This window comes from Acidisoma sp., from assembly GCF_965199065.1.
Lineage (GTDB): Bacteria > Pseudomonadota > Alphaproteobacteria > Acetobacterales > Acetobacteraceae > Acidisoma.
On the sequence record NZ_CBDAQN010000003.1, the window covers coordinates 1945915 to 1971437 of the forward strand.

The window sequence follows — 25523 nt, forward strand, 5'->3', positions numbered from 1 at the left end:
TTAGCCGGCACCGGGCGTGAAGGCGTCGAAAACCATGATCGTGTAGGTGTCCTTGATGCCGGGAACCTTGTGCAGGCGGTCATTGACGAAAAGACCCGGATCCTGGCCGTCCTGAAGCCGGAACTGCACCAGAAGATCGTAGTGACCCGAAGTGGAATAGATTTGCGACGCGTTGTCGAACTCGTCTGCCAACTGGGCTGCCACCGTGTAGGCGCGGCCGAGATCGCATTTGATCTGCACGAAAATCGAATTCATCGCCTCGCCTCCAATGGCTTCAGCCGTGACGGTAGCCGGATCTGCGACAGCAGGCCCCCCATCACGATCATCACGGCACCCGACAACGCCACCGTGCCCGGCGTATGGCCGAACATCGCGAGATCGAGCCCCATCGCCCAGATCATTCCGCCATACTGCCAAGGCGCGAGCCGGGAAATCTGTCCCTGACGGATCGCGGCCGCAATGGTCAGCAGACCGCCGGTCTGCGCCGCCGTCGCCGCCACGACCAGCAACATGGCCTGGACCGGCACGGAGCGCCACACGAAGGGCATGGCGCCGCCGAGCAGCACGAGCCCGACGATCGCCGCCTGGGCCACGACATCGGTCGTCGTCATGGTGTCGCGCGAGTGACGGATCAGCATCTGCTGAATGGCGTAGAGGATGGCGGAGCCAAGCGCCGCCCCAACGCCGATCAGATGACCCGCGCCGGCCGGCGCGGAAGCGCCGGGATGGACGATGACCAGCACGCCGGCGAAGCCGAGCGCCACCGCCAGCCATCTCTGGACCGGGACGCGTTCGCGAAGCAGGATCGCCGCCAGCACCGTCACGAGAAGAGGGGTCAAGTAGCTGAAGGCGGTGGCGGTGGTCACCGGCAGATAGCCGTAGCCGATCATCGCCAGCACCGCTGACAGCACAAGGGCTGTCGCCGCGAGCCGCTGTATCCACGGGTGCGGCGGTGAGAGCAAGCGCAGCGGCGACAGACGCTTGAGGCCGGTTAGGTGCAGCGCGAACAGGCCAGCCACCACGAGCAGGGAGCGCAGCACAAAAAGCTGCATGGCGTCGAAGTGCCACGTCTCGATGAGCCGCTTGGAGAGCGCATAGCCGAGCGAATAGAGGAGCGACGACAGCAGCACGAGGCCAATGGCAGCCGTCTGGCCCGAGGGGAGGCGCATATGGGGCATCAAGCCGCGGCGGCGGTTCCTTCGGTCTCGTCTTTCGGCGTCGGGCGTCGCACCCGAACCTTCAGGATGTGCCGTGGATCGGCATCCAGCACCTGAAACTCCGCGCCCGAACTCGGATGGGTGATGATCTCGTTCTGCGCCGGCACGCGGCCGGCCAGCGTGAAGATCAGGCCACCCACCGTGTCGATGGAGGACGCTCGCTCCTCGGGCGTGAGCACCGGCCCCATCTTTTCCTCGAAATCCTCGATGGAGAGCCGGGCCGCGATATCCATTGTCCCGTCGGGCCTTTCAGTCACGAGCGGCACTTCGTCGTCGTGCTCGTCGGCGATGTCGCCCACGATCGTCTCGACCAGATCCTCAATGGTGATGAGCCCGTCGACCCCGCCGTATTCATCGATGACCAGCGCGAGATGCACCCGCGCCTGCCGCATCTGAACCAGCAGGTCGAGCACCGGGGCTTGAGGCGCCACCATCAGCGGGCGGCGGAGCATCTTCTCGAGCGAGAACTCCTCCGGCCGGCCGATATAGGCAAAGACATCCTTGATGTGGACCATGCCGAGAATGTCGTCGAGCTGGTCGCGGTAGATTGGCAGCCGCGAGTGCTGCTCCTCCCGCAGGCGCTGCAACGTCTCGTCGAGCGTCAGATCGGCCCGAAGCGCCACGATGTCCGCGCGCGGGATCATCACGTCGTTCGCCATGGTGCCGCGAAGCCGCAGGATGTTGGCGATGAGCGCGCGTTCCTGCCGGTCGAGTTCGGGCAGTTCCTCGCCCGGATTCTGCGGAGCCGCGCCGGCTTCCTCGACAAGTTCGGCGATCGATTGCCGTAGGGTCTGTTCCGTTCCACGCCGCCCCAGAACATGGAGAATGCGCGAGAAGAAGGTGGGTTCGTGGCTACTCATCGTCCCTTCCAGGGGTTGGGAACCCCTAGCCTGCCGAGAATTCGGGTCTCCGCCATCTCCATGGCCCGGGCGTCTCCCGGATGGTGATGGTCCGCGCCGTCCAGATGCAGCACGCCATGGACGAGAAGATGCGCGAGGTGATGGGGCAGGGTCTTTCCCTCGGCCGCCGCCTCCCGCCGCACAACGCCGAGGGCAAGCACGATCTCCCCGCCGGCTCCCGGGACGATGGGCTCGAAGGTCAGCACATTCGTCGGCTTGTTGCGTCCCCGGTGGCGCGCATTCAGGGCACGAACCGTGCGGTCGTCAGCCAGAACGACGGTCTCGACGAGCGCATCGGGCGCCGCCTGCTGTGCGGCCTGGATCGACCGCAAAACCCATGTCTCCAGCCGCGGCACGAGCCGCCGCCAGCTCCTGTCCTCGATGATGATGGCAGGAGCCGGGGCGGCGAACGAGAGACTACTTGGAGGTTCCACTATCACTCTCGCGGGGCCGGTGGCGCCGCGCATCCCGCGCGACATCCCTCTCAGCCGTTGCACGCTGGTCGTAGGCTTCGACGATGCGGCCTACCAGAGGATGCCGCACTACGTCCTGCCGCCCGAAGCGGGTAACGCCGATGCCCTGCACGCCCTCGACCGTCGCCAGCGCGTCGGCGAGGCCAGAGGTGACGCCGGATGGCAGATCGACCTGACTGAGATCGCCGGTGATCACCATGCGGGTGCCCTCGCCCATACGGGTCAGGAACATCTTCATCTGCATGGGGGTGGTGTTCTGCGCCTCGTCGAGGATGGCGAAGGCGTGGCTCAGCGTACGGCCGCGCATGAAGGCGAGCGGCGCCACTTCGATTTCGCCCGCGCTCATCCGGCGTACCACCTGATCTCCCGGCATCATGTCGTGTAGCGCGTCATAGAGCGGACGGAGGTAGGGGTCGACCTTCTCCTTCATATCTCCGGGAAGGAAGCCGAGCCTCTCCCCTGCTTCCACCGCGGGGCGGGAGAGGATGATCCGGTCGACCTGACCGGTCTGCAGCATCGCCACAGCCTGGGCCACGGCGAGATAGGTCTTGCCGGTGCCGGCCGGGCCGACGCCGAATACCATCTCGTGGCGGGCGAGCATCTCCATATAGCCGGTCTGGCCGGGGCTGCGCGGCTGGATGGCGCCGCGACGGGTGCGGATGGCGGGAAGATCGGCGAGCGGCAGGCGCGGGTCCGCGCCGCGCGCGTTGAGTTTGATCGCGGCATCGACATCGCCGCTGGAGAGTTGTTGACCCCGTTCGAGGCGATGGTAGAGCCCGTTGAGCGTCAACTGCGCCGTTTCGATCTGGGCCGGGTCGCCGGTGATCGCGATGCGGTTGCCACGGCAGGCGAGTCTGACCCCAAGAGCCTGTTCCAGCCGTATCAGGTGCCGGTCATGATCGCCGAGCAACTGCGATAACAAGGCATTGTTCCCAAACTGCAAGGTCACCGCTCGTCCTGCGCCGGGGTTCTGCCCCGTGTTATCCAGGGATACGGTGTTCGACCGGTCGGCAGCCGAGGTCTGGTTCAAGCGCTGGCTCGCTCCTGTTTAAAAGCCGGGACGATGAGGGTAGCAGACAAACCGAGGGTGGCGGACAGGGAATTGGTCAGGGACTGCCGGATTTTCACCGGGACAATCTGGCCGGCCAGAGACGCGTCCCCATCCATGTGGACCGCCTGGAGATAGGGAGTTCGGCCGGCAATCTGGCCAGGACGGCGGCCAGCTCCGGTCACCAGCACCGGCATCTCCAGGCCGACGCTGCGATTGTTGAAATCATCCTGCTGCGCACGGATGAGCGCCTGAAGCTCGGCCAGGCGGCTGTCCTTCTCGGCTTCGGGCACCATGCCCGGGGCACGGGCGGCAGGCGTTCCAGGCCGCGAGGAATATTTGAAGCTGTACGCCTGGGCGAAGCCGATATCGCGGATCAGCTGCATCGTCGCCGCGAAGTCCGCCGAAGTCTCTCCCGGATGCCCGGCGATGAAGTCGGAGGAGAGGGCGAGATCCGGCCGGGCCGCGCGCAACCGGTCGATCAGACGGCGGTAGTCGTCCGCAGTATGACGGCGGTTCATCGCGTCGAGTATCCGGTCCGACCCCGACTGCACAGGCAAGTGCAGGAAGGGCATCAAGGCCGGCACGTCGGCATGGGCGGCGATGAGGTCATCGTCCATGTCGCGCGGGTGGGAGGTCATGTAGCGGATGCGCAAGACGCCCGGCAGATCGGCCAACGCACGGATCAGACGGGCAAGGCCCCAATCCCGCCCATCCGGCCCCACGCCGTGGTAGGCGTTCACGTTCTGGCCGAGCAGCGTGATCTCGCGCGCACCGCGGGCGGCCAGACGACGCGCTTCCTCTAAAACCGCGGCTGCCGGCCGGCTCGCCTCCGCGCCGCGCGTATAGGGCACGACGCAGAATGAGCAGAACTTGTCGCAGCCCTCCTGCACCGTGAGGAAGGCGGTGACCGCCTGTTCCTGCGCGGCCGGCGCATCGGGCAGGAAGTCGAACTTCTGCTCGACGGGAAAGTCGGTTTCGATCACCGGCCCCGCCGCGCGATGGGCGCGGGCAACCATCTCCGGCAGCCGGTGATAGGTCTGGGGCCCGAGCACGATGTCCACATAGGGCGCGCGCGCGGTTATCTCTGCGCCCTCGGCCTGGGCGACGCAGCCGGCGACTGCCAGGATCGTCGACCGTCCCTCGGCGGCACGTTGTTCCTTGATCACCCGCAGGCGGCCGAGTTCGGAAAAGACCTTCTCGGTCGCGCGCTCCCGGATATGGCACGTATTGAGGATGACCATGTCGGCGTCAGCGGGACCATCCGCCGGGCGATAGCCCAATGGTGCCAGAACATCCGCCATCTTGCCGCTGTCGTAGACATTCATCTGGCAACCCCAGGTGATGACATGGAGACGGCGCAGAGGTCTGGCAGGATTAGCAATTGCGGGCGCGGGGGTCGTGTCGTGCAGGCGGAAGTCGGAGACGGTCATAGTTCGCAAGGTCCTGTCCAGCCCTGAGCAGGTGCCCTGGGCCTCGGACCAATCGCGTTCCGATCTTTACGGGTCAAGCGCAATGACGCCGATCAACTCCTATGTCTCCTATGCACCTTCGCAGGTGGCGGGGGTGGGATGTCAAGCGTCCCCTGATGACAAGCTGAAGTTTGTCGCGGCGATGTTCTGCGGCCGCTCTGCCGAATCGCTCGCGGTTCCGCTAAGCTGTGTCCGGGATGGTTCACCTCATCAAACTTTCTGTCGGCATGCGCGACGTGGCGCAGCTTTCCGATCTGCAACGTCAACGGGCGGCGACCGATGCGCCGCTCCGCCATCGGACCCGTCACATGCCGAAGCGCGCTGCGGACATCATCGACGGCGGATCGATTTTCTGGGTGATCGCCGGCATGATCCAGTGTCGGCAGCGCATTCTCGATATCGCGCCCGATCGACGGCTCGACGGTACGCCGTGCGTCGCCTTCGTGCTGGATCCGGCGGTCGTTCTGGTCCAACCGCGACCGGCGCGGGCCTTCCAGGGCTGGAGGTATCTTAACGAGGATGCGGCCCCTCCGGATGTTGCCGACGGCTGCAGTTCGGACGTTCAGCTGCCTCCGGCGCTGCGCCTCGCGCTGGCAGAGCTTTGTCTCCTGTAAGATCATGATTTATTACGACAACCGGGTTGGAAATCCCTTGAGTTGTTGCGCGTTTGAAGGCCTTATGCGCGCACCTGGGAGCGTTAACCCCGGTCGAGCCAAACCAGATCGCCTGTCACACAACACACAGGAATGTTTTTGATGCGTATCCTCACTCCCTCACTCGCCCTCGTTCTGGGTCTAGCCTTGGCTCCCGCGGCTGCGATGGCCCAGGCTGCGAACGTCTCGGTGCCCCCGCCCAACCCGAAAGCCTCTGTCACCAGCCCGTCCTACCCCACGCAGGTCGGCTCTGGCGCGAACAACACCAAGCCCGTGGGCGGCCCGGGCGTTAACGACTACGCGCACAAAAAGTATCACAAGCGCGCCCACCACAAGTTTTATGGCAGGCACCACGACTACACCAAAAGCTCGCCTGCGAAGGGGCCAACCGCCCCTCATCTCAAAGAGACTGGCACCGAGTGATCGTTTTCACTCCGCCGTTCAGTGGTTGATAAAAGCACCCCTCAAGGATCTCCTTGTGGGGTGTTTTAGTGAAAGCCCTACGGAAACTTGACCAGAATGTGACTGTGGCAGGGCGCGTCGTTGCCACCACTTGATTTGTGCCGCGGGTCATCCCGGCTCAGCACCAATCAGGGATTAATCATGCATCACCTTCGCAGTCTTGCCATCGCCTCGGCGCTCCTCTTCGCTCCGCCGCTCATCACCGCCAGCATGGCACAGAGTTCGGGCGGCGGTTCTGATGTTCCGCCGGCGACGGCCCGCGCGGCCTTCCCGGGCGCCACCAGCAACGGCGCGATGGGAACGAGCACCGGAACTTCGCTGTCTCCCACGAGCGGGACGGGCGGCGGCGGCATGGCCACCGCCAGCGGCATGAAAGAGGGCGGTGCCGACAAGAGCCGTCTGAAGCACCACAAGACGGGCGTCATTCCCGCGCCGTAAGGTCGAGAGCCGGGGGCCGTGCGCAATCGGCGCGGCCTGCCTGCCTTTTGCACCTGAAGAAGGCCGGTCAGTAATTGAACTGGTAGGTCACGCCGACGCCGTTGCTGTCGCCGCCCACCTGAGTTTGCAGCTTCAAGCCTTTGGCGATATCGATCTGGACCTGCGCGGCCGTGCCGGTGCCTGTCGTCCCTTGAGCCGCTCCCACATAAATTCCAGGCGCCACATAGCGTCCGGCCTGCAAGGTCGGCGCATTTTCGTTCTTGCTTGCAGCGGAACCGGCACTGGGCGTCGCGCCCGTCGGGTTGCCGATCCCGTTGCCGATCGACAGTTGGTCGAGCCCGAGGCCTTGTCGCACGCTCCCCAACATGCCGCCTACGCCACCGCCGGTGTCCACGCCCGCAATCGACGCCAAGGCCGTCGCGATGGAGGCGAGCTGGAACGGACTGAGCTGCGAGGTGCTGCTCTGGAACAGGAGCTGCGCCAGAACCTCGTCCTGCGGCAGAGGCGGGCTTGAGCTCAGGGTGATCTTCGGCGCGCTGGCGTAGCCGGTGACGGCGAGGGTCGCGGTGACTGCGCTCGATTCGCTCTCGGCCACAAAGTCGATGGAAGGGTCGGTGATGTCGCCGCCGTCGAACCCGACCTGCCCGGTTGTGAAGGTGAGGGTCGTCGTCACCAATGAAAAGCTGCCGCGGATCATGTCGAAATGCCCGCTCGGCTTCAACGCCGCAAGCGTGCCGCCGATGTGCAGATGGCCGCCAAGTTCGGCATTGAGGCCATGACCGCGCACGAAGATGGCACGCGGCGCCTCCAGCGTGAGGTCGAGCCCGATGGGCGGTGGAGGCGCCGGCGGCGGCGGCGGCTTCTGGCCTGCCTTGCGGACATTCAGCACCGCGACGCTCGGCGGAAGGCTGTTCGGCACGTTGATCGACGCGCGAAGGATATGGACGGTGCCGCTCGCCTTCATGCCGTTGGTGACGGCTCCTGACACGTGGATGTCGGTGTCGAAACGGGCGGTCAGAAGATCGCTCTGGATCGGTTCGGCATTGTGTGCAGTGACCGTCAGATCGAGCGGGATGGTCGGTGCCAGCGCACCGATCCGACCGGCAACATCAATGCTTCCTGTTCCGGCCGTGGCATTGAAATGTTCGATCACCAGGTCCTGACCGTCGGCACGGATCAACGCGGTGATCCTCGACAGATCGACCCCCTGCGCGAAATCCTGGAAGCTGCCGCCGTTGAGCGCGACGCTGCCGCCGATGCGCGGTGCCGTCATCGTGCCGAGGGCGCTGAGATCGAGCGTGACCACGCCCGCGACGCGGCGTCCGGCTGCCTCCATGATCGGGTCGATGAGGGCAAGATTAAGCTTGCCGCCGATGCGAAGGTTCATCGCGGCCGCCGCCGAGATGGGCGCCATGCCGGTCAAGGTCACGTGGCTGGCGCTGCCGGCGTCGAGCGTCACGTTCAGGGCGGCGGCTTGGCCATGCAGCGCCGCGCGGGCCATGAGGGTCGCCGCAGGCAGGGCGGACGCGGGGCCCGACGTCTCCCGAAGCCCGTTGCCGTTCAGCGTCACGGTGCCGCCGGGGGCCGCCGTCGTGCCGGTGAGTGCGGCCTCGGCATCGATCCGCCCTGCCAGATGCAGCGAAGGTGCAAAGGGGGCGATCAGCGCCGGCGTCACGTTGGAGAGGCCAACGTGGAGGTTGAGCCGAGGGCTGACCTGTCCGGCGGCGTCGATGGTGGCCGTGCCGAGCGCCAGCCGCAAGCGATCCACCGCCATCCGGCTGCCGAAGTCGATTCGGGCAGGTGCAAGAAGCCGCAGCGCCTCGCCATGCCAGGAGGCTGCCAGTGCCGCGAGGACCACCTGCTTCGCCTTGGCGTCGAGAGTCGCGCGCATGTTGGCGCTGGCCGGCGCGCCCTTGAGATCCGGGAGCCGGGCGTCCAGCCCCAGCGCGAGCGCCGTCAACGGCCCGTCGGCAGTTATGGTCGCGCCGCCCTTGATGCCGCCGGCGTCGATCCCGCTCAGCACGATCCGGGCCGCGACAGCCGGGTTCGTCGTCGGGTCGCGGACATCTCCGGTCACGTCCACTGCCGCCAGCCGATTGGCAGCGAAGGCGAGGTCGCGGCCCTGCAGCGCTACCTGCGCCGCCTCGTTCGGGGGCGCCTTGAGATTGAGCGCGATGCTGCCCGAAAGCGGCTGACCGATGAGGAAGCGGAAGTCGGCAAGGCGCTTGATCACGACCGACACGGTGCCGGTGGGCAGCTTGGCGCCTGAAGCGAGCGCCACCTGGCCTTGGCCGCTCATGCTCTTCCAGGTCAGCCGCTTTATGGTGGCGGAGATGGCGCCATCCGCATCGCGCGACGCATCCACGGCTATGTCGGCAGGCGAGCCTGCCGGATTACCCGTCAACGTGATCTGCGCGTGCGGCGCGCCCGGCAGACCGCTGGCCTCCACCCGCAGATCGATTGGTCCGCTGAGGCTGGCGACCTTGCTGCCCCCCTGGGCGGTGCCGACTGTGCCCGTCACTTCGGTCGTCAGCGCTATGTTCTTCTGCGTGCCCTGAGCGTGCCCGGTCATGGCGATGGCGCCGGTCGCCTGCGGCGCGACATCGGCGAGACGGCGGAGCGCCAGGGTCCATGCAAGTGCCAGCTGCTGCGTCGCCGTCTGGCGGCTGCCCTGCGCTGTGAGGTCGATGTCGGCACCGTGCAGCGTGAGGCTTGAGAGGGTGATGGCGCTCGGCGTCATGGTTGCGTCGGCGGTCAGATGGGCGTCCCCGCCGGTCAGCGCCATCGCCTGAGGCATCGCCTTGGTAAGGTGGATGTCCGCCTGGAGTTTGGCTGCCGTCGCAGAGCCGTCGGCGGCTCTCGTTGCCTGCGCGGTGATATGGGCGCTGCCCGCGATCGTCTGGTGGCCGATGGCGGCAAGCGGCGCGAGGTCCGGCAGGTCAAGCACGACAGCCGCCGCAAGATCGGGCTTGGTCGTGCCATCGACATGCAGCGTCAGCAGCGGATGAGTAACCGTGACATGGACGGGGCGGTTCGGCGCGTCCAGCACTGCATTTGCGGTGACGGAGACAGGGGTATCCCCCAGCAGTCCCTGCGGCAGGCCGGGCGCCGCGAGGCCCGCGAGGCTCGCCTTGAGGGAAACCGCGCCGAGCGTGCCCTGGATATCGGCGGTCAGCCGCTGGAGCGCCACGCCCTGCGCGGCGAGACCCGTCAGCACGATATGGCCGTTCGCATCGGGCTTGGTGAACGGCCCGCTGGTATGCAGCGCCACATCGACGCTCTGCCAGCCGATGCCCGGCGCGGGCTTCATCGCCGGCGCGTGGGCGTCGATGGCAAGATCCGCCGCCTCGCCGGGAACGTCGACGGTCCCTTTCGCGCCGGCCTTCAGCGCGCCCGCGGAGAGGGCTAGGTTGACCGCCGCCTTGTCCTGGGGCCCGTCGAGCGTGATCGCGAGGTGCAGCGCGCCGAGGTCAGGCAGCTTGGCGAGGCGGGACAGCATGCCGCGGGCGGGTTCTTGCAGATTGACTTTTGCAGCGAGGTCCTGCCCGGCGAGAGAAGCCTGGGCCGTGTAGACGCCGCTGCCGTCGAGATCCCGGAGCGCCAGATGCGCTTGCCCTTCATCACGGCCGGTGACCTGCGCAGCGCCCGTCAGCCCGACCTCGATTGCGGCGGTACTGGTCACGGCCTTGGCGACTTTGATGCGATCCACCGTCAGCTGCCGGAGAAACACTTTCACAGGCAGCGGCGGGATCGACGCGCTGATCGGTCCCGAGGGCGGTGCAGGCTTCGCCGTGGGCGAGGACGGCGGCAGCCGCGCCATCGTGAGCGTGTCGGCGTGCAGGCGATCGATCACCACGCTCCGGTGGAGCAGCGGCATCAGCGATAGCTGCAGCTCGAGCCCCGTGAGCGTCAGCCACGCGCCGTCCGGACCCAGCAATTCGAATCGCGCGACGTGCAGGTCGGTCGGCACCGTGCCGGAGAGCCCCTCGATCCGGAAAGCGCCACCGCTATGTGCGTTGGCGAGCGACACGACCTCACGCTGTCCGGCAGCCGTGTTGATGGCGGCGATCACTCCGCCTACCAGCACGATGACAAGAAGCAGCAGCACGCCGATCGCGATGCCGAGCCACTTCGTGATCGTCCCCAGGACGCGCATCAGAAGGCCTGTCCGATGCCGATATAGATTTGGAAGTTGCCGCTATTCGGTTGCTTGACCACCGGCACCGCGAAATCGACCCGGATCGGCCCGATCGGTGTGTAGTAGCGCAGCCCGACACCGGCCCCGATCTTCAGCGAGCCTTGGAAGGGTGATGCGGATGCGTTGACCTGCCCCGCATCGACGAACAGAGCGGTCCCAAAGCTGCCGCCAAAGCGCTGCCGATATTCGATCGTGCCGGCATCGATCGCTGTGCCGCCCTCCGGGTTGCCGTCGGCGAATTGCGGTCCGACCGACTGATAGGCATAGCCCCGGATCGTGGCACTGCCGCCGGCATAGAATCGTTGATCCGGCGGCAGCTGGAAGGTGGAGGCACCCTGCACCGATCCGACGAGCGCGCGGAGCGCGATGACGCTGCGGCCGCGGCCGGTGAGGTCGATGTATGTCGAACCCGACAGCTGCAGGATGGTGAAGGTGGCGCTGGGAGCGAGCAGAGACTCGGTCGGCGTTACTGTCGCCTGGGCCCGGATGCCGCGCGTGGCGTCGAAGAGCGAATTGGTGCTGTCGTATTTCAGGCCGAGCGGCAGCTGTATGAGGTCGTAGTCCCGGGTAACGCCCTCCTGCTCATCCTGTTCCACGGTTCCCAGGACGCCGATGTTCACGCTCCAATGTGTGCCGATCTTGCGTGTGAGCGTGGTGCCCGCGAATTCCGCCGTTTGCCGGTAAGCGGTGAAATCCTGTTTCACCGCGCCGACGTTGAAGCTCAGGCTCTGGTTCCGCTCGAAGAACGCCGGCAGCGTGTAGGTCGCGCCGACGTTGTAGCCGAGGCCCGTCGAGCTGGAGCCGCCGAGCCCGGTTGCGGCGGCGCTGAGGGTCAGCGTCTCGCCATTGCCGAACAGGTTGTGGTGGGTCCAGCTCGCGCCGAGGAGGCCGCCGGTATCCGTCGCGTAGCCCGCGGTGAAACTGACCGTCCGCGGCGGGCCCTCCTTGACGACGAGCGTGATCGGCAGCCGTCCGTCGGGCGAAAGCTTGTCAGCGGGCACGGCTTGGACAGAGGAGAAGACGCCGAGGGCCGCCAGATTTTGCCGGGCGTTCTCGATCTTGTTCGGATTGAACTGCTGCCCCGAATGGAGCGTCAGTTCCCGCCGGACAAACGGTTCGTGCACGGTTCGCAGCCCGGCGATTGTTATGGCGCCGATATCGACGCGCGGCCCCGTGGTCACGTTGTAGGTCACGTCGATCGTGTGCTGTGCGGGGTTTTCGAACGCGCTGGGCACCGCGACCTTGGAGAAAGGGTAGCCCTCGTCGAGCAGGGCCGTCTGCAGCCGGGCACCGGCGGCCAGAACATCCTCTGCCCGGGCAGGCTGCCCGCTCTCGAGCTTGAAAGCTTCGCGAGCCTCGGCCGGCACCGCGCCTTTCAAGGCCACGCGACCCAGATGGAACAGCGGCCCGCGCGTGAGCGTCACGACCACAGGCACGGGCGTGGCGGCGGAATACGCCGCGAGGCGCGCCGGAAGGCTAGGATCATCGATCGGGCGGCCGTCGATGGTAATGCCGACGCTGCCGTCATAGTAGCCGGCGCTGTCCAGCACCGTTTGCAGCCGGTTCTGGTCGGCGCGCGCCCGGAGGACGAGGGCGAAAGGACCGGCTGGCGCCTTCAGCCGCAGGGAAGCAAGATCCGATGTCGCCGCCGCCAGCGTGTCGAGCGCCTTATCGCCTGTCTTGACGAAGGTGACGGCATAGGGCTGCGGATCGGCGGCACGGCTCGGGGTCGCGCAAACTAGCGCCGCAGCGGCAGTCGCCGTCCGAACCGCGTGCCCCGTCCATCGGCGCCGGAGCGCGCGTAAATCTGGCGGCAGATTACCATCCTCCCACTCACCCGCGGACTATGCTCACCCTTGCCGCGTACAATGGCTAGATGGCCAGTTCGTGTCAGGCCGCAAGGTAACTGCATTCGCTAGATCACGCTCGCGTGATCTTGCTGTCCGGCGAAGGTCGGGTACAGCAAGAAGGGCCGGTTTCCCGGCCCTTCCAGCTCAGATGCCAAGCAGCACGCTATGTGCTGCCACATCGGACGAGCGCGTGTTACGCCGCCTGAGCGGCGGGCTCGGCCTCGGTGGTAATGACCTTCTGCGTGTCCTGGGCGACCGCGATCGCAATCCGGCGCGGCTTGAGAGCCTCCGGGACGACGCGCTTCAGGCCCACATGCAGCAGCCCATTCGTGAGGCCCGCGTCCTCGACGACGATATGATCGGCGAGGGCGAAACGGCGTTCGAAAGACCGTCCGGCGATGCCCCGGTAGAGGGTGGCGACCTTGTCGCTCGCAGTGGGGCGAACCCGGCCGGTCACGATCAGCGTGTTGTCCCGGACCGTCACGTCGAGATCGTCGGGCGAGAACCCAGCGACTGCGATCGAGACACGGTAGCTGTCCTCGCCGGTCTTCTCGATATTGTAGGGAGGGAAGGTTGTGGAAGCGGCTTCCTGTAGTCCATCGACGACTTGAGCGAGACGGTCGAAACCGATGGCTGTACGGAATAGGGGCGCGAAATCGCGAGTCATATGAAACCTCCTGTTAAAGCAAGGTTATTTAAGTCATGGAACCGCCCGATGGGCCGGCTCCGCAGTCCCCAAGGCCCCGGCTGGGCACCTCGGTAGCTGTAAAATAGAAAGGGCTGCTTCCCGGTTCAAGAAGCAGCCCCTCAAAAATCTTGTGGATGCGGTGGAAACCGTCAGCCCTTGCGGACGCCGATGCCCGCGAACTTCTTGTTGAACTTCGCGATCTGGCCGCCGGTATCGATGATGCGCTGCTGACCGGTCCAGGCCGGATGAGACTTCGGGTCGATGTCGAGCCGCAACGTGTCGCCCGCCTTACCCATACAGGACCGAGTTTTGAACTCCGTCCCGTCGGTCATGACGATGTTGATCTCGTGGTAATCGGGGTGAATATTGGACTTCATCTCATTCCGTTCCTGTCGGCGCCACCGATACGACCGGCAGCGGGGAAAGCGGGGCCTATAAACGGCGCGGACGCCCAGCGCAACACGGGCGCGCGCGCGTCGAGCCCGCGTGGAGTTGCTCGGTAATCTCGTCGGCTCCTACTGCGCTATCGGGACTAGCCCGCCTTCGCCTTCTTGCCATGGTGCGGGGCGCCCGGCATGTCGCTGAGGAACACGGTGTCCGCCACCTTCTGCTGCGCCGGCGGCATGGTCTGATAAAGCGCCGTGAAGGCGGCAGCGCTCTTCTTCAACCCTTCGAGGCGCAGCTGCTCCAGGCTGATGAAGGAATTCAGGTCCGCGAGGGCGTTCATCGTCGGCAACTGTTCCCGGCGCTGGCGGTAGGCCTGCCCAAGTTGAGCTGCGCTGTCCTTCATCGAGGCGGCGAAGTCCTCCCACAGTGGCTCCTCCGTCTGGGTGATGGCCAGCTCTTCATGCAGGGCGGCCAGGTAGCCGCTCATGCCGCGGCTGGCATGATCGGGGATCTTGTGCGGTTTGGAGCCGGCGTCCGTGCCTGCGGCTCCCGCGGCTCCCGCGGCTCCTGCGGGTGTCCCGGAGGTGCTTCCCGAAGCCGGGACTTCGGCGGGCGCTGTCGTGGTGGCGGCGGATGGAACGGCGGGCGTCGCCGCGGGCGGGACGGTCGTCGCGGGGGCGGTCGCGCTCTGCGCCTGGGCTCCTGGGCTCCAGCCGGTCAATCCCAGGGTGGACGCAGCGCCGATGCCGAGCAGGAGAGCGAGTCCCGGCAAAGTTTTAGGACGAATTGTCATCGGCGTTACCCTCAGTGAAAGCAGGAATGGCGGCCTGAAACATTCATTGCATAATTCAAACGAAAAGTCACTTCGATCTGAGCTTCGACAACCGCGGTTCAGCTTGGAGCATGAACGACGCGCCGGCCGGTCATTCGTGCAGAATTGCACGGCCATACTGGTCGGGCAGCTTAGGCTCGACGCCCAGCCGCCGCGCTGCCCGCAGAGGCCAGCTGGGATCGGCCAATACAGCCCTCGCCAGCAACACGATGTCGGCCCGGCCGTTGGCCACGATCTCGGCGGCGAGCGCCGGCTGGTCGATCAACCCTACGGCGCCGGTGGCGATCCCCGCCTCGCGCCGCAACAGATCGGCAAAGGGCACTTGGTAGCCAGGGTGGAGCGACGGGATTTTCTGCTCCGGCGAAATGCCGCCCGCGGAACAGTCGATGAGGTCGACATCGCCGCGCGCGGCAAGCATCCGGGCTACGGTCAGGATGTCGCCATCCGGCGTCAGTCCGCCCGGCATGAAGTCTGAGCAGGAGAGGCGCACGAAAACCGGCAAGTCCTCCGGCCAGACGGCACGGACCGCATCCAGCACCTCCAGCAGGAATCGCGCCCGGCCGGCAACGTCCCCACCGTAGCCGTCATTCCGCGTGTTCGAGATGGGCGACAGGAACGAGTGGATCAGGTAGCCGTGGGCGCCATGGATCTCGGCGATCTTGAAGCCGGCCGCCAGCGCCCGCCGTGCGGTCTCGGCGAAGGACCGGATGATCTCGCCGATCTCGCTGGTCGTCAGGGCGTGCGGCTCCGGGTCCTTCCTCGGAAAAGGGATGCTCGACGGCGCCACAGTGCGCCAGCCGCCTTGATCGATGGGGATGTAGCTATCGCCTTCCCATGGCGAGGTGCAGCTCGCCTTGCGGCCCGCGTGGGCGATCTGAATGCCGGGCACCGCGCCGCCCATCGTTATCATGGCGGCAAGCCGCGCGTAGGCCGCCTGTTGCTCGTCGTTGTAGAGCCCGAGATCGCCGGGAGTGATACGCCCGATCGGTGACACCGAGCTCGCCTCGGTGAACACGATCCCGGCGCCGCCTACGGCGCGGGCTCCGAGATGCTGAAGGTGCCAATCCCCTGGCAGACCGTCGGTCGCCGAGTACTGGCACATTGGCGCGACGGCCAGCCGGTTGCGGGCGGTCACCGAGCGGAAGGATATCGGCTCGAACAAAAGCGGGGTGTGCGCCATGGTGATCCTCGGGTGGGTTCGCGGTATCTCAGCGGCGGGATGGCATCGGGTGATATAGGCGGGTGGTCACGGCTTGCCACTCCCGGCGCAGGTTCGCCAGATGGCGCCGCGCCACGCAACATTCACCTTTGATCCAGATGACTGCCAAGGACGCCCGATGAACATTCTCTCCATCCAATCCTGGGTCTCCTATGGCCACGTCGGCAACGCCGCCGCCATCTTCCCGATGCAGCGCCTCGGCGCCGAGGTCTGGGCCGTGAACACCGTCCAGTTCTCGAACCACACCGGTTACGGTGCCTGGCGCGGCATGGTGCTGCCGCCCGCGCACATCCGCGAACTGGTGGCCGGCATTGAGGAGCGTGGTGCTCTGCCGGGATGTGACGCCTTGCTCTCGGGCTACCTCGGCGACCCGGAGGTGGCCGAGGCGGTGCTGGACGCTCGCGCGCGTGTTCTACTTGCACATCCAGGAGCGCTCTACTGCGCCGATCCGGTCATCGGAGACGACAACACCGGCATCTACGTCCGGCCCGGCGTCGCCGAGTTGATCAGGGACCGGATCGTGCCGGCCGCCGACATCCTCACCCCGAACCTGTTCGAGCTCAGATACCTCACCGGGTCGCCCTGCGGCTCGCTCGATGAGGTGAAGGCGGCGGTCACGTCCCTGCAGGCGCGGGGGCCGCGCCGCGTGCTGGTGACCAGCCTGCGGACGCATGACACGCCCGCCGACCACCTTGATATGCTCGCGGCCGAGGATGGGCGGTTCCACCTGCTGCGGACGCCGCTGCTGCCGCTCGCGGTCAACGGCGCGGGTGACGCCGTCGCGGCTCTTTTTCTTGTTCATTGTCTGAAGACCGGCTCGGCGGCGGCCGCGCTGGGCGCCGCCGGTTCCTCGGTTTTCGGCATCCTGCGCCGGACGGCGGAGCTGGGGCAGCGCGAGATCGCCCTGATCGCCGCCCAGGAGGAGCTTGTGGCGCCGAGCAGGGTTCTCGTGCCGATCCCCGTCTAGTCCCGCTCCGGGTGAAAAGCGGGGTCCCTGTCTAACCGGGAGCGGCTGCTATATGACGCCGAGGCTTCGCTACGGCGCAGTTTTCACGTGGAAGGAACTCCCATGAGCAAGATCATCCGCACCAATCCCGGCCCTGTCCTGGCGCAGGCCGTCGAGTATCACGGCTTCGTCTACCTGCAGGGCTGCACGGCCCAGGACCTGACCAAGGACATCACCGGGCAGACCGAGGAAGTGCTGGCTCAGATCGACGACCTGCTCGAGCAGCACGGCACCGACAAGACCCGGCTTCTGCAGGCCCAGATCTGGGTCAAGCACATCACCGACCGGCCGGCCATGAACGAGGTCTGGTCTGCCTGGCTCCCCGAGGGCATGTCGCCGGCCCGTGCCTGCGTCGAGGCGAACATGGCCGACGACAAGCATCTGGTCGAGATCATGATCACCGCCTGCAAGTGATCTGAAGCGGCCGGCACCGCCCATCGCTCACTGCCGGCCGCCGCCTCACCCGCGCAGGTGGTCGATCCCACCGGCGGACCGGCCCACCGCTCGAGCCGCCAAATATTCCGTAATTGAAACAAAGTACAAGGTCTCTCCAGCCTCTCCGAACTAGCTCACTTCTAGGACTGTGGTCCTAGAAACAGCTCACGTTCTGTAGCGAAATTCGACAAAATCGCGCCTTGACATGCATTTCCGGCGCTAGATGGTTGTGTAAGGCACACGGCTCCGTTACCCCGGCTGTCACGAACTGCTGACTATGCTGTTTGGGATGAAGCGGATGCCGATGCGGATGTTAGTGCGAAAAGCTTTTGTTTTTGCATCATTTCTGATTGCAGGATCGTCCCTTGCGGTTGCCACGGCCCACGCTCACTCGCGAATAATTGATCATCATTTTCACGCGCCTGCCGGACACCACACAGGGGGCATGAGACTCGCGCACGTCTCGAAGAACAAACAGCTCGCCTTTCGCGTCCATGGTCGCCACGGCTCCGTAACGGCGGCGCTCGGTCACGCGGACATGGAACGTGTGACCTATACCGTTCATCGCCACGGCCGAACCTACATGCACACCGTCTGGCGCCCGCGCGGCAACGGCCTGGAGGCAGGCTCCGACAGCCTCTACGGCAGCGGCGTCTACAATAGCTGGATGGAGTGCGTGCCCTACGCCCGGCGTGTCTCCGGGATTGATCTCAAGGGCGATGCCTATCTGTGGTGGGGTGAGGCCGCTGGCCGGTATGAGCGTGGCGACATGCCTGCGCCGGGAAGCGTGCTGAGCTTCCGCAGCAATAGCCGGATGCGGCTCGGCCACGTCGCCGTCGTGACGGAGGTGGTCAATCAGCGCGAGGTTCTCGTCACTCAGGCGAATTGGGGCGGCGCCGGCTTCGCCCGCGGCGACATCTCGACCGGCATCTCCGTCATCGATGTTTCGCCGGACAACGACTGGAGCGCGGTCCGGGTGGCGCTCGGGCATTCACCGAACTACGGCTCGGTGTATCCGACCTATGGGTTCATCTACGGACATGGAACGCCCACCACTCTGATGGCGGATGCCGAACTGCCTGCCCCGCAAATCCTGACGGATCGTCCGCCGGCCGATCTGCGGACGGTGGCTGAACGCTCCGAGGACCGGACAGTGTTCCGCCAGACGATTGAGTTCGCCTCGGCTCCATCCTTTGAAGGCCCAGCCATCGCAACAAGCGTCCCGGATCGTTCCATCCGCTGATCGCTGCCGCCCGCTGCCCCGCGGACTTCCAACAGCGGCTTTCTCGGCCTAGTCTTTCCCCGCGCCACAGGGCGCAGGTGAGGAAGGGGGCGTGTCTTCCAGGACTTACGCGATCCAGGAGGCGGTCACGAGCGTGGTGCGCAGGTTTTCGCTCTGATCGGTTTTTTGGGGCTGAGCTTGTTGGTGCAGTTTGCCGCCGCCGGCCTGGCCGGAAACGGCGTCGTCCACTGGTATCTCTCGTTGCACCGTCCGCCGCTGACCCTTCCGGCCAGCCGCTTCATCGCGGTCTGGACGTTGGCGGACGGTCTCCTTGGCGTGTCCGCATGGTTGCTGTGGCGCCGGGTTGATCCTTGGCGGCCGAGCGCGCGTCCTGCCTTGCGCCTCTGGGGCTGGCAGATCGGCTTGATAGCTTCTTGGGCGCCGATATTCTTTGGATGCAAAGCTCCAGCCGCCGCCTTGGGCGTAATGGTGGTCCTTTTTGTAATCTCTACTGCCACACTCGTCGCGTTTTGCCGGCGTAACCGCGTCGCGGGTGCATTATTACTCCCCTCGATGGCCTGGCTCTGCTATGCAGCCTACCTCAATCTTGGGTTTTGGTGGTTGAACCCGGGGGTCGGCTAGCCGAAGCCCCGGCGGATACAACAAGAACGACAGGCCACGGCAGTAATGCGCCTGCAGCAGACGGAGCACAGAAGATGAAGACGCGGATGATGGTGAACCCCACCGTGGGGTTGCTTGCCGGGCTGGTCGTGGCTTTCGCCTGGCCTGCCCACAAGGCAGAGGCTCAGGCCGCGTTGCCGAGCCCGACATCCATGGGACCGGTCGTGAAAGGCGGCAGCGGCATCGGCCCGGCTCAGCCGTCGGCCCCGGGCCTGCCTGGCGCCCGCCCATCCAACGTCGTCAACAAGGGCATCATCAACTCCGACCTTCTTTCGCCCAATGATCAGCTCTTCGATGCGATCGACCGCGGCGACACCAGCGCCGCGCGTGACGCCATCGCCCGCGGCGCTGAACTCGACGCCACCAACGCGGTCGGTCAGACGCCCATCGACGAATCCGTGTCGCTCGGGCGCAACGCAATCACCTTCCTCCTCGTCACCCTGCTTCATGCGGGCGGCAGCAACATCACGGACGCGCAGGGGCCGATGGCGATGCCGCCGCCGAATACGCTCGGGTTGAGCAACAAGGATGAGCGCGCTGTTTCGACGCCCGTCTCCTTCTTTGGGCCGGAGAAGCCGGGCACCACGGCGCCGCGCGGCACGCCGCGTCACAAGACGCGCTATTACGCGAGCGCCGCGGAAAGCAGCACGGCAGCGCCCGTAGCGGCACCAAGCGCCGTGGAGACGACAGGGACGCCGGTGCCTTCCGCTGGTTTCGTCGGCTTCGGCTCTTCGAGCCAGTAAACCGCCGCGTCTTTACTCGCGGGCGATGGGCGGCGCGGGCATCTCTGCCGGCCCCGCTAGCGCGTCCTGGCGCTCGCGCAGAAGGTCACGGATTTCCGCCAGCAGTGTTTCGGTCGGCGACGGTGCGAGCGGAGCCGGGTCCGGCTTGCGGTAGATCTTGGTCACCCCCTTCACGAGCCAGAAGATCGCAAAGCTTACGATCAGGAAGTTGATGACGGCGTTGAGGAAGACGCCGACGTTGACCGTGACGGCCCCGGCTTTCTGCGCGTCGGCGAGGGTCGCCGCATGCGGCCCCTTGAGGGTCAGGAAAATATTGCTGAAGTCGATGCCGCCGACGATCAGCCCGAGGATCGGGGTGATGATGTCCTTGACGAGACTACTGACAATCGTTGTGAAGGCAGCGCCGATAATGATGCCGACGGCGAGGTCGATGACATTGCCGCGCATGATGAACGATTGGAATTCTTGAAGCCAGGTGGGGCGCGGCGGCAGCTTCGTGAGGTTCAACTGGACCATTCTTATTTCTCCTGTGGGCGTCAGCGCCAAACACCCGCAGCCTGTTCCAGATGGCGGTCCTGGACAATGGGGTCGCAATCTCCGATGGGAGTATGCAACGCCACACACAGGAGGTGACGATTCGCAAGCATGTGATTGTTTCAGGCGCTTTGGCCATGATGCTCGCAGGCTGCGGAAGTAGCGAGCCCGGCCGCACCTCCGGCGGCATGGCGACCGGCGCCGGCACGGGTGCGGTCATCGGTCTCATTGGCGGCCCGATCGGCGTTGTCGTCGGCGCAGCAGTCGGTGCGGGAGCGGGTGCCCTCACGGCCACCAACACCACCTCTTCAACGGTCAATCTCGGTGATCCGGTCTGGGCCCATTCGCCAGGCGTGGCAGCCCCTCCTGGCGGTGGCTCGGTACTGCCCTCGGCAGCGGACGACGGGATGCCGCCGCCGCGTCCGCTCGAGAGTGCCTCAAGCTACGCCCCACCACCACCGCCTGTTCAACCTTCGCCGGGTGCGGCGCCGGTGCCCCTGGATGCACCCATCCAGAGCCAGCCGCTGCCGGCCGCCCGGTAACGAGCCTTCAGCAGGCGAGCCGGTTTTACTGCCCGGCAGGCAGGATCGGCGGCTTGGTCAAGTCGCTGCCCGTCGGGCCCGCCAGGTTGGGCGGGGGCGGTGCAACCGGCGCCTCGGGCACGGCTGCCGCCGGGGTCGCTGTCACGCTCCCCGTATTGGGCGCCGACGAATCGTAGTGCCGCAGGCAATCGTTCATGACATCCTCGCGCTCATGCTCGACCGAGAGGTTGTCGGTGGAGTTGGTGAGGATCGAGGTCGTCGAATAGGGCGAGCTGATCGGGTCCGCCTGAGTCTCCGTTAAAGCATTTACGTTTTCGTGCTCGACGATCTGATCCGCCTGGCGATGGCATGCGTCATATGAGGATTGTTCGCTGCGGGATTGTTGCGGCGCCTCGGCGCAGGCGGCGAGCAGAACCAGCGGCAGGGTCAGCGCCGCCAGACGCGGCGTCATCGACCGCAGCGCCTTCGGTAGAACCAGCGCCATGTGGCGACGCAGTGGGGGCGGGACGCTCATGCGGAGACTCCGGTGAAAGGCCGCCCGCCAGCCCGGTTGGCTGGTCGTTCAGGCAAATTGCGACGCAGAGAGGCCTCATCGAAGCGGGCCTCCTCGGTTAAATCGGCCCGCGCCGCCGCTTTGAGAAGAGCGCGGTCAAGTCGCGCGCCGTCCCGCTTATTGGTCATAAAGCCAAAGGCCCAAGGCGACCTGGCCATAAGATCGATGAGGGCCAGCAGCCGCAGGCAGAGCGAGATCCCGCCGAGGGTGGCGAGGCCGGAAACATGGTCCACGGCCCCGGCCCACAACCGTGCGTCACGGTCCTCAAGATCGAAGGTGGCGATCCGGCCATCGGCGCCGCGAAAGCTGAACTGCCGGTGCGCGGCGCGGGAGGATGACAACGCAGCGGCGCGGGCGGCGTCCCAGGCGCGCTCGAGGTCGCGCGTGGGGACAGGGGGCATCGCCTCAGGCGGCAACGTGACGCGATAGACCAGGCGGTCTCCCCCGCAGTCCAGGACGTCGACGCAAGACGAGGGTCGTGCAGGAGCCATGAGGCAGAATGCCGTGCCGGCGCGGCTGGCGCCAGCCTCGCATAGTGAAAGCTCATGCGCCGTAGCCATCAGTCGCCGAGCGGCTCGAGATCGACCGAAACCGCGAGGCTATGATCGCCACCGCCGAGGATGATGCCGCGCAGGGGCGAAACATCGCCGAACTCCCGCCCCCAGCCGAGCACCACATGTTCCTCGCGGACGACGAGGTTGTTGGTCGGGTCGAGATCCACCCATCCATGAGCTTCGCCGATCCAGGCGCCGATCCAGGCGTGGGAGACGTCCGCGCCGACCCTGCGCGGCCTGCCCGGCGCAGAGTATGTGCGGATATAGCCCGAGGTGTAGCGGGCCGGTATGCCGAGGCTGCGCAGTCCGGCGATCATCAGATGAGCGAAATCCTGACACACCCCGGCCCTCTGGGCGAGCACACGCGCGACCGACGTGGTGATGGTGGTGCTCAGCGGCCGGAAGGCGAAGTCCCGTTTTATGCGCGCATTGACGTCGATCAGTCCGGCCAGGATCGGACGTCCGGGCGGAAAAGACTCGGCCACGTAAGGCCCGGCGCCTTGGTCGTTCGGCACCATCGGGCCCGCGAAGATGAACTCCGACGCCTCCCAGGCCAGGGGACCGGCGGCTCGCGCCTGGGCGGCGACCGCCTCCCAGGGCGGCGTCTCCTCCGGGTCCGGCGTGGACGGGAACGCGACCTCTATCTCCGATTCAGCGGTCACGCGCAGGTGGGAATGCGGCTGGTCGATGAACAGCCAGTTCACCGGGTTGCCGAAATGGTCGATCGCGTGGCTGACGCGGGCCGGTTCCGGGTCGCACAGGATGCGCACGCCGCGGACGCTTTGCCAGGGCAGCGGCCGCGGAGCGAGGTGCAGCATATGGCTCGCCAGATCGACTTGGTCGGCATAGTCGTAGGAGGTGATGTGCCGGAGCTTGAAGCGCATGGGCCGCCTTCGTCAGGCCGCGCCGCGCAGCGCCGGCGGCTCGTCTTCCTGCTCCACACCGACGGCACGAGGCATCGGCAGAAGGGCGAAGTAGCGCCGGAACAGCAGGTCCGACAGGGCACGCACGCCTTCCGCCAGGGCCACCAGGCGCGGCGGCACCGCCTCGAGCGCCGCGGCTGCTTCATGCTGAGCCAGGAGGTTGCTCACGATCGATAGCGCCGTGTTCAACAGCTGATCCGCCTCAGCCGTCAGCCGATCGTCTCCGCCGCCGCCGATGTTGCTGAGCAGCCCCCTCAGCGTCATCAGTTGGAAGGCAACCGCGCGCGGGTTGCTGTCGTCGGCGATGACGAGGTCGAGCACTGGCCCTGCCTGGAGCGTCGTGAAATAGCGGCTGCGATAGGTGATCGAGGAGTCGCATATCTCGAGGGCGAGCCGCAATCCCAGTTCCCATCTCGGCTCGGGCTGGTCGAGCACGACGGCCAGATGGTCGAGGGTCAGCGCGGCGCGCTCCACCCTCCGGCCCATATCGAGAAAGAGCCAGCTGCCGCCGCGCACCATGTTTTCGGCGGCGAGCCCCGCGACCACGGTCGAAAAGCGCTGGATGCTCGCCATCGTATGGGCGAGCGCGTCAAGATTGGAATGGCTGGCGACGGCCTCGTCGGAAGCGGCGCGGAGCATGTGGGTAAAGGAGGCATACATCTCCCCGGTCAGCCGGTCGCGGACCAGTTCGGTCAGCCTCCCGACATGGCCGAGAAGGCGCGTGATGGTGCCGCCCTCGCGGGTCGAGGCGGCGATAGCGGCGATCATCGGCGTGCCGTTGGCCCGGGTCTCGGGGTCGTTGAGGTGCGACGCCGCCAGACACCCGTCCAGAAGCTGCAGTTCCAGATGCTCGCGCGGCATAGGCGTGCTGCGGCCGAGGCGGAGGATAATGGCGCGGGTCAACCGAGCCGTCGCCTCCAGCCGTTCGATGTAGCGGCCGAGCCAGAACATGTTGTCGGCAGTGCGGCTGGGGAGTTCGCCGAAGGTGCGGCGGACCGGCAGCGGCGCCTGCGCCAGTGCGGCAGGCCCCACGATATGCTCACTGCCCTCGGCGATGATCCAGACATCCTTGGACATGCCACGCGGGGGCAGCTGACCGGTCAACTGCCCGGGCTCCAGATGCCGCGCGAGGCCGCCCGGCATCGCATGCCATGCACCGGCGTTTCGCACCAGGAACATCCGCAGCACGATCGCCTGCGGCACCAGTTCGGCACCGCGGGCGCAGGGCGCGACCGATGGGGCGACGCCGACGGTCGCCGAGAACTCACTTGGCCGGGCGGCGATCTGCTCGAAGAGCCTTGCGCGTGCCACGGGGTCGAGGTCCGCTGTCGCCTGCGGCTGGCCGTTGCCGTCGGTGGCGGAGCGGATCAGCCAGCGTGCGCTATCTTCCATGACCAGCGCCCGCGACCGCGCGTCGCCGAGCCAGACGGTTTCGACGCTCGGCAGACGCAACCGCTCGCCGAGAAGATTGTCACAGAGCGCGGGCAGGAAAGCCGCGAGTGCGGGCGCTTCGGCAAGACCGGTGCCGGGGTCGTTGACGACGCGGACGGTGCCGCTGCGGACGGCATCCATGAGGCCCGGCACACCGAGCAGGCTGCCGGAACTTAGCTCCAGCGGGTCGACCATGCGGCCTTCCAGGCGGCGCAGGATCACGTCGATCCGGTGCAGGCCGTTCAGCATCTTGAGATAGACGATGCCGCCGCGGATGGTGAGGTCGCCGCCTTCCACGAGGCTGCATGAGAGTTCCCGCGCCAGGAACATGTGCTCCAGCCATTGCGGGCTGCCGGGGCCCGGGGTCAGCAGTGCGATGTTGGGATGTGGGCGGTCGGGCGCTGCCGCCTGGGTCAGGGCATCCTGCCAGAGGTCGAAGAAGGGCCGGAGCGGTCGGATCTGCACCGAGCGGAACATCTCCGGCACCACGCGGGAGAGGATGCGCCGGTTCTCGCGGGCATGGCCTGCGCCGGCCGCGCCTGAGGTCCGGTCGCTGAGCACCCGCCAGCGGCCGTCCGGCCCGCGGATGAGGTCGGCGGCGTAAAAGCTCAGGCGGGGGTGGAAGGAGGGCGCTGTCGTGTGGCAGGCGCGCAGGAACGCAGGATTGTTGAAGACGAGGGCAGGCGGCAGCAGGCCTTGAGCGAGCACATCCTGCCGGCCGTAGAGATCGTCGAGCAACGCCCCCATGAGGGCCGCGCGCTGGGCGAGCCCCGCCTCCAGATCGGCGAACTCGGAGGCCGCGATCGGCAGCGGGATCGGGTCGCAGCGCCAGAGGCCATCGGTATCCGACTCGACCTGTGCCCCTAAACTTAAAGCATGGGGCAGGATGCTGCGGACGCCTTCATCCTCGAAGGCCTGGTCAAGGCGCCTTTGCCGGCTGGCGAGACTGTCCGTGAGCATGGAGAGCCCACCGAGCACGCCACGCCAATGAGGGCGGATATGGCGCGTGCCATCCACCATCTCATCGACGCCCTCACCGGCCAGCAAAGTCATTTCATTCGTG

General features: G+C 66.3%; 27 protein-coding genes. 9 read left to right on the plus strand and 18 right to left on the minus strand.

What is annotated here, in order from left to right; genetic code table 11:
* The 6 genes from ACOEQ1_RS17170 to miaB form a co-directional block, all read right to left on the minus strand.
* The gene (locus ACOEQ1_RS17170) at positions 1-255 is read right to left on the minus strand and encodes an Lrp/AsnC family transcriptional regulator (RefSeq protein ID WP_419760444.1); all 255 of its coding nucleotides are present in this window, start codon (positions 253-255) and stop codon (positions 1-3) included.
* Entirely contained in the window at positions 252-1178 is a 927-nt protein-coding gene (locus tag ACOEQ1_RS17175; RefSeq protein ID WP_419760731.1) for a DMT family transporter, read from the minus strand. Before ACOEQ1_RS17175 ends, ACOEQ1_RS17170 begins: the two co-directional genes overlap by 4 nt.
* Complete coding sequence (locus tag ACOEQ1_RS17180; RefSeq protein WP_419760445.1) at positions 1178-2077, minus strand: hemolysin family protein; 900 nt, start codon at positions 2075-2077, stop codon at positions 1178-1180. Before ACOEQ1_RS17180 ends, ACOEQ1_RS17175 begins: the two co-directional genes overlap by 1 nt.
* The gene (gene ybeY / locus ACOEQ1_RS17185) at positions 2074-2553 is read right to left on the minus strand and encodes an rRNA maturation RNase YbeY (protein WP_419760732.1); all 480 of its coding nucleotides are present in this window, start codon (positions 2551-2553) and stop codon (positions 2074-2076) included. Before ybeY ends, ACOEQ1_RS17180 begins: the two co-directional genes overlap by 4 nt.
* Positions 2534-3538 carry a PhoH family protein gene (locus ACOEQ1_RS17190; RefSeq protein ID WP_419760733.1) on the minus strand — a complete coding sequence of 335 codons (1005 nt, stop codon included), beginning with the start codon at positions 3536-3538 and terminating at the stop codon, positions 2534-2536. Before ACOEQ1_RS17190 ends, ybeY begins: the two co-directional genes overlap by 20 nt.
* A gap of 77 nt (positions 3539-3615) precedes the next feature.
* Entirely contained in the window at positions 3616-5070 is a 1455-nt protein-coding gene (gene miaB / locus ACOEQ1_RS17195; RefSeq protein WP_419760446.1) for a tRNA (N6-isopentenyl adenosine(37)-C2)-methylthiotransferase MiaB, read from the minus strand.
* Positions 5071-5306: 236 nt separating this feature from the next.
* Here miaB and ACOEQ1_RS17200 point away from each other — a divergent pair, with 236 nt between their 5' ends.
* The 3 genes from ACOEQ1_RS17200 to ACOEQ1_RS17210 all read left to right on the plus strand — a co-directional run bounded on the left by ACOEQ1_RS17200 (position 5307) and on the right by ACOEQ1_RS17210 (position 6662).
* Positions 5307-5723 (plus strand): DUF1489 family protein, encoded by a 417-nt coding sequence (locus ACOEQ1_RS17200; protein WP_419760447.1) that lies wholly within the window; start codon positions 5307-5309, stop codon positions 5721-5723.
* Between the two features lie 141 nt (positions 5724-5864).
* Entirely contained in the window at positions 5865-6185 is a 321-nt protein-coding gene (locus ACOEQ1_RS17205) for a hypothetical protein (RefSeq protein WP_419760448.1), read from the plus strand.
* Between the two features lie 180 nt (positions 6186-6365).
* Positions 6366-6662, plus strand: coding sequence for a hypothetical protein (locus ACOEQ1_RS17210; protein ID WP_419760449.1), 297 nt, complete (start codon positions 6366-6368; stop codon positions 6660-6662).
* A gap of 67 nt (positions 6663-6729) precedes the next feature.
* On the opposite strand, the gene ACOEQ1_RS17215 is transcribed toward ACOEQ1_RS17210, so the two are convergent.
* The 6 genes from ACOEQ1_RS17215 to ACOEQ1_RS17240 all read right to left on the minus strand — a co-directional run bounded on the left by ACOEQ1_RS17215 (position 6730) and on the right by ACOEQ1_RS17240 (position 15797).
* The gene (locus ACOEQ1_RS17215; RefSeq protein WP_419760450.1) at positions 6730-10818 is read right to left on the minus strand and encodes a translocation/assembly module TamB domain-containing protein; all 4089 of its coding nucleotides are present in this window, start codon (positions 10816-10818) and stop codon (positions 6730-6732) included.
* A complete protein-coding gene (locus ACOEQ1_RS17220) occupies positions 10818-12410 on the minus strand; it encodes an autotransporter assembly complex protein TamA (protein WP_419760451.1) in 1593 nt (530 codons plus the stop codon). The genes ACOEQ1_RS17215 and ACOEQ1_RS17220 overlap by 1 nt, the downstream gene beginning before the upstream one ends.
* 493 nt (positions 12411-12903) lie before the next feature.
* Positions 12904-13377 carry an Hsp20 family protein gene (locus ACOEQ1_RS17225; protein ID WP_419760452.1) on the minus strand — a complete coding sequence of 158 codons (474 nt, stop codon included), beginning with the start codon at positions 13375-13377 and terminating at the stop codon, positions 12904-12906.
* A gap of 170 nt (positions 13378-13547) precedes the next feature.
* On the minus strand, positions 13548-13775 hold the full coding sequence (rpmE, locus tag ACOEQ1_RS17230; RefSeq protein WP_419760453.1) for a 50S ribosomal protein L31: 228 nt from the start codon (positions 13773-13775) through the stop codon (positions 13548-13550).
* A gap of 155 nt (positions 13776-13930) precedes the next feature.
* Positions 13931-14578 carry a Spy/CpxP family protein refolding chaperone gene (locus ACOEQ1_RS17235; protein WP_419760454.1) on the minus strand — a complete coding sequence of 216 codons (648 nt, stop codon included), beginning with the start codon at positions 14576-14578 and terminating at the stop codon, positions 13931-13933.
* A gap of 130 nt (positions 14579-14708) precedes the next feature.
* Positions 14709-15797 carry an NADH:flavin oxidoreductase/NADH oxidase gene (locus tag ACOEQ1_RS17240; RefSeq protein ID WP_419760455.1) on the minus strand — a complete coding sequence of 363 codons (1089 nt, stop codon included), beginning with the start codon at positions 15795-15797 and terminating at the stop codon, positions 14709-14711.
* A 157-nt stretch (positions 15798-15954) separates the two neighbouring features.
* Here ACOEQ1_RS17240 and pdxY point away from each other — a divergent pair, with 157 nt between their 5' ends.
* The 3 genes from pdxY (at position 15955) to ACOEQ1_RS17255 (ending at position 18520) form a co-directional block, all read left to right on the plus strand.
* Positions 15955-16803: a pyridoxal kinase PdxY gene (pdxY, locus tag ACOEQ1_RS17245; RefSeq protein ID WP_419760456.1), complete on the plus strand. Its 849-nt coding sequence runs from the start codon at positions 15955-15957 to the stop codon at positions 16801-16803.
* A gap of 102 nt (positions 16804-16905) precedes the next feature.
* A complete protein-coding gene (locus ACOEQ1_RS17250) occupies positions 16906-17256 on the plus strand; it encodes a RidA family protein (protein ID WP_419760457.1) in 351 nt (116 codons plus the stop codon).
* 466 nt (positions 17257-17722) lie between these two features.
* A complete protein-coding gene (locus ACOEQ1_RS17255) occupies positions 17723-18520 on the plus strand; it encodes a CHAP domain-containing protein (protein WP_419760458.1) in 798 nt (265 codons plus the stop codon).
* Between the two features lie 105 nt (positions 18521-18625).
* On the opposite strand, the gene ACOEQ1_RS17260 is transcribed toward ACOEQ1_RS17255, so the two are convergent.
* On the minus strand, positions 18626-18748 hold the full coding sequence (locus ACOEQ1_RS17260) for a hypothetical protein (protein WP_419760745.1): 123 nt from the start codon (positions 18746-18748) through the stop codon (positions 18626-18628).
* Between ACOEQ1_RS17260 and ACOEQ1_RS17265 the strand changes: the two genes are divergently transcribed.
* Complete coding sequence (locus ACOEQ1_RS17265) at positions 18704-19141, plus strand: TspO/MBR family protein (protein WP_419760459.1); 438 nt, start codon at positions 18704-18706, stop codon at positions 19139-19141. The genes ACOEQ1_RS17260 and ACOEQ1_RS17265 overlap by 45 nt on opposite strands.
* 74 nt (positions 19142-19215) lie before the next feature.
* The gene (locus ACOEQ1_RS17270; protein WP_419760460.1) at positions 19216-19923 is read left to right on the plus strand and encodes a hypothetical protein; all 708 of its coding nucleotides are present in this window, start codon (positions 19216-19218) and stop codon (positions 19921-19923) included.
* A 12-nt stretch (positions 19924-19935) separates the two neighbouring features.
* On the opposite strand, the gene mscL is transcribed toward ACOEQ1_RS17270, so the two are convergent.
* The gene (gene mscL, locus ACOEQ1_RS17275) at positions 19936-20439 is read right to left on the minus strand and encodes a large conductance mechanosensitive channel protein MscL (protein WP_419760461.1); all 504 of its coding nucleotides are present in this window, start codon (positions 20437-20439) and stop codon (positions 19936-19938) included.
* A 155-nt stretch (positions 20440-20594) separates the two neighbouring features.
* Here mscL and ACOEQ1_RS17280 point away from each other — a divergent pair, with 155 nt between their 5' ends.
* Positions 20595-20999 carry a hypothetical protein gene (locus tag ACOEQ1_RS17280; RefSeq protein ID WP_419760462.1) on the plus strand — a complete coding sequence of 135 codons (405 nt, stop codon included), beginning with the start codon at positions 20595-20597 and terminating at the stop codon, positions 20997-20999.
* A gap of 25 nt (positions 21000-21024) precedes the next feature.
* Here the strand turns inward: ACOEQ1_RS17280 and ACOEQ1_RS17285 are convergent, their stop codons facing one another.
* The 4 genes from ACOEQ1_RS17285 to ACOEQ1_RS17300 all read right to left on the minus strand — a co-directional run bounded on the left by ACOEQ1_RS17285 (position 21025) and on the right by ACOEQ1_RS17300 (position 25513).
* Positions 21025-21513, minus strand: coding sequence for a hypothetical protein (locus tag ACOEQ1_RS17285; protein WP_419760463.1), 489 nt, complete (start codon positions 21511-21513; stop codon positions 21025-21027).
* Positions 21510-22043, minus strand: a complete 534-nt coding sequence (locus ACOEQ1_RS17290) for a hypothetical protein (protein WP_419760464.1) — start codon at positions 22041-22043, stop codon at positions 21510-21512. The genes ACOEQ1_RS17285 and ACOEQ1_RS17290 overlap by 4 nt, the downstream gene beginning before the upstream one ends.
* Positions 22044-22111: 68 nt before the next feature.
* A complete protein-coding gene (locus tag ACOEQ1_RS17295; RefSeq protein ID WP_419760465.1) occupies positions 22112-22990 on the minus strand; it encodes a transglutaminase family protein in 879 nt (292 codons plus the stop codon).
* Positions 22991-23002: 12 nt separating this feature from the next.
* Positions 23003-25513 carry a circularly permuted type 2 ATP-grasp protein gene (locus ACOEQ1_RS17300; RefSeq protein ID WP_419760466.1) on the minus strand — a complete coding sequence of 837 codons (2511 nt, stop codon included), beginning with the start codon at positions 25511-25513 and terminating at the stop codon, positions 23003-23005.
* Positions 25514-25523 lie beyond the last annotated feature (10 nt).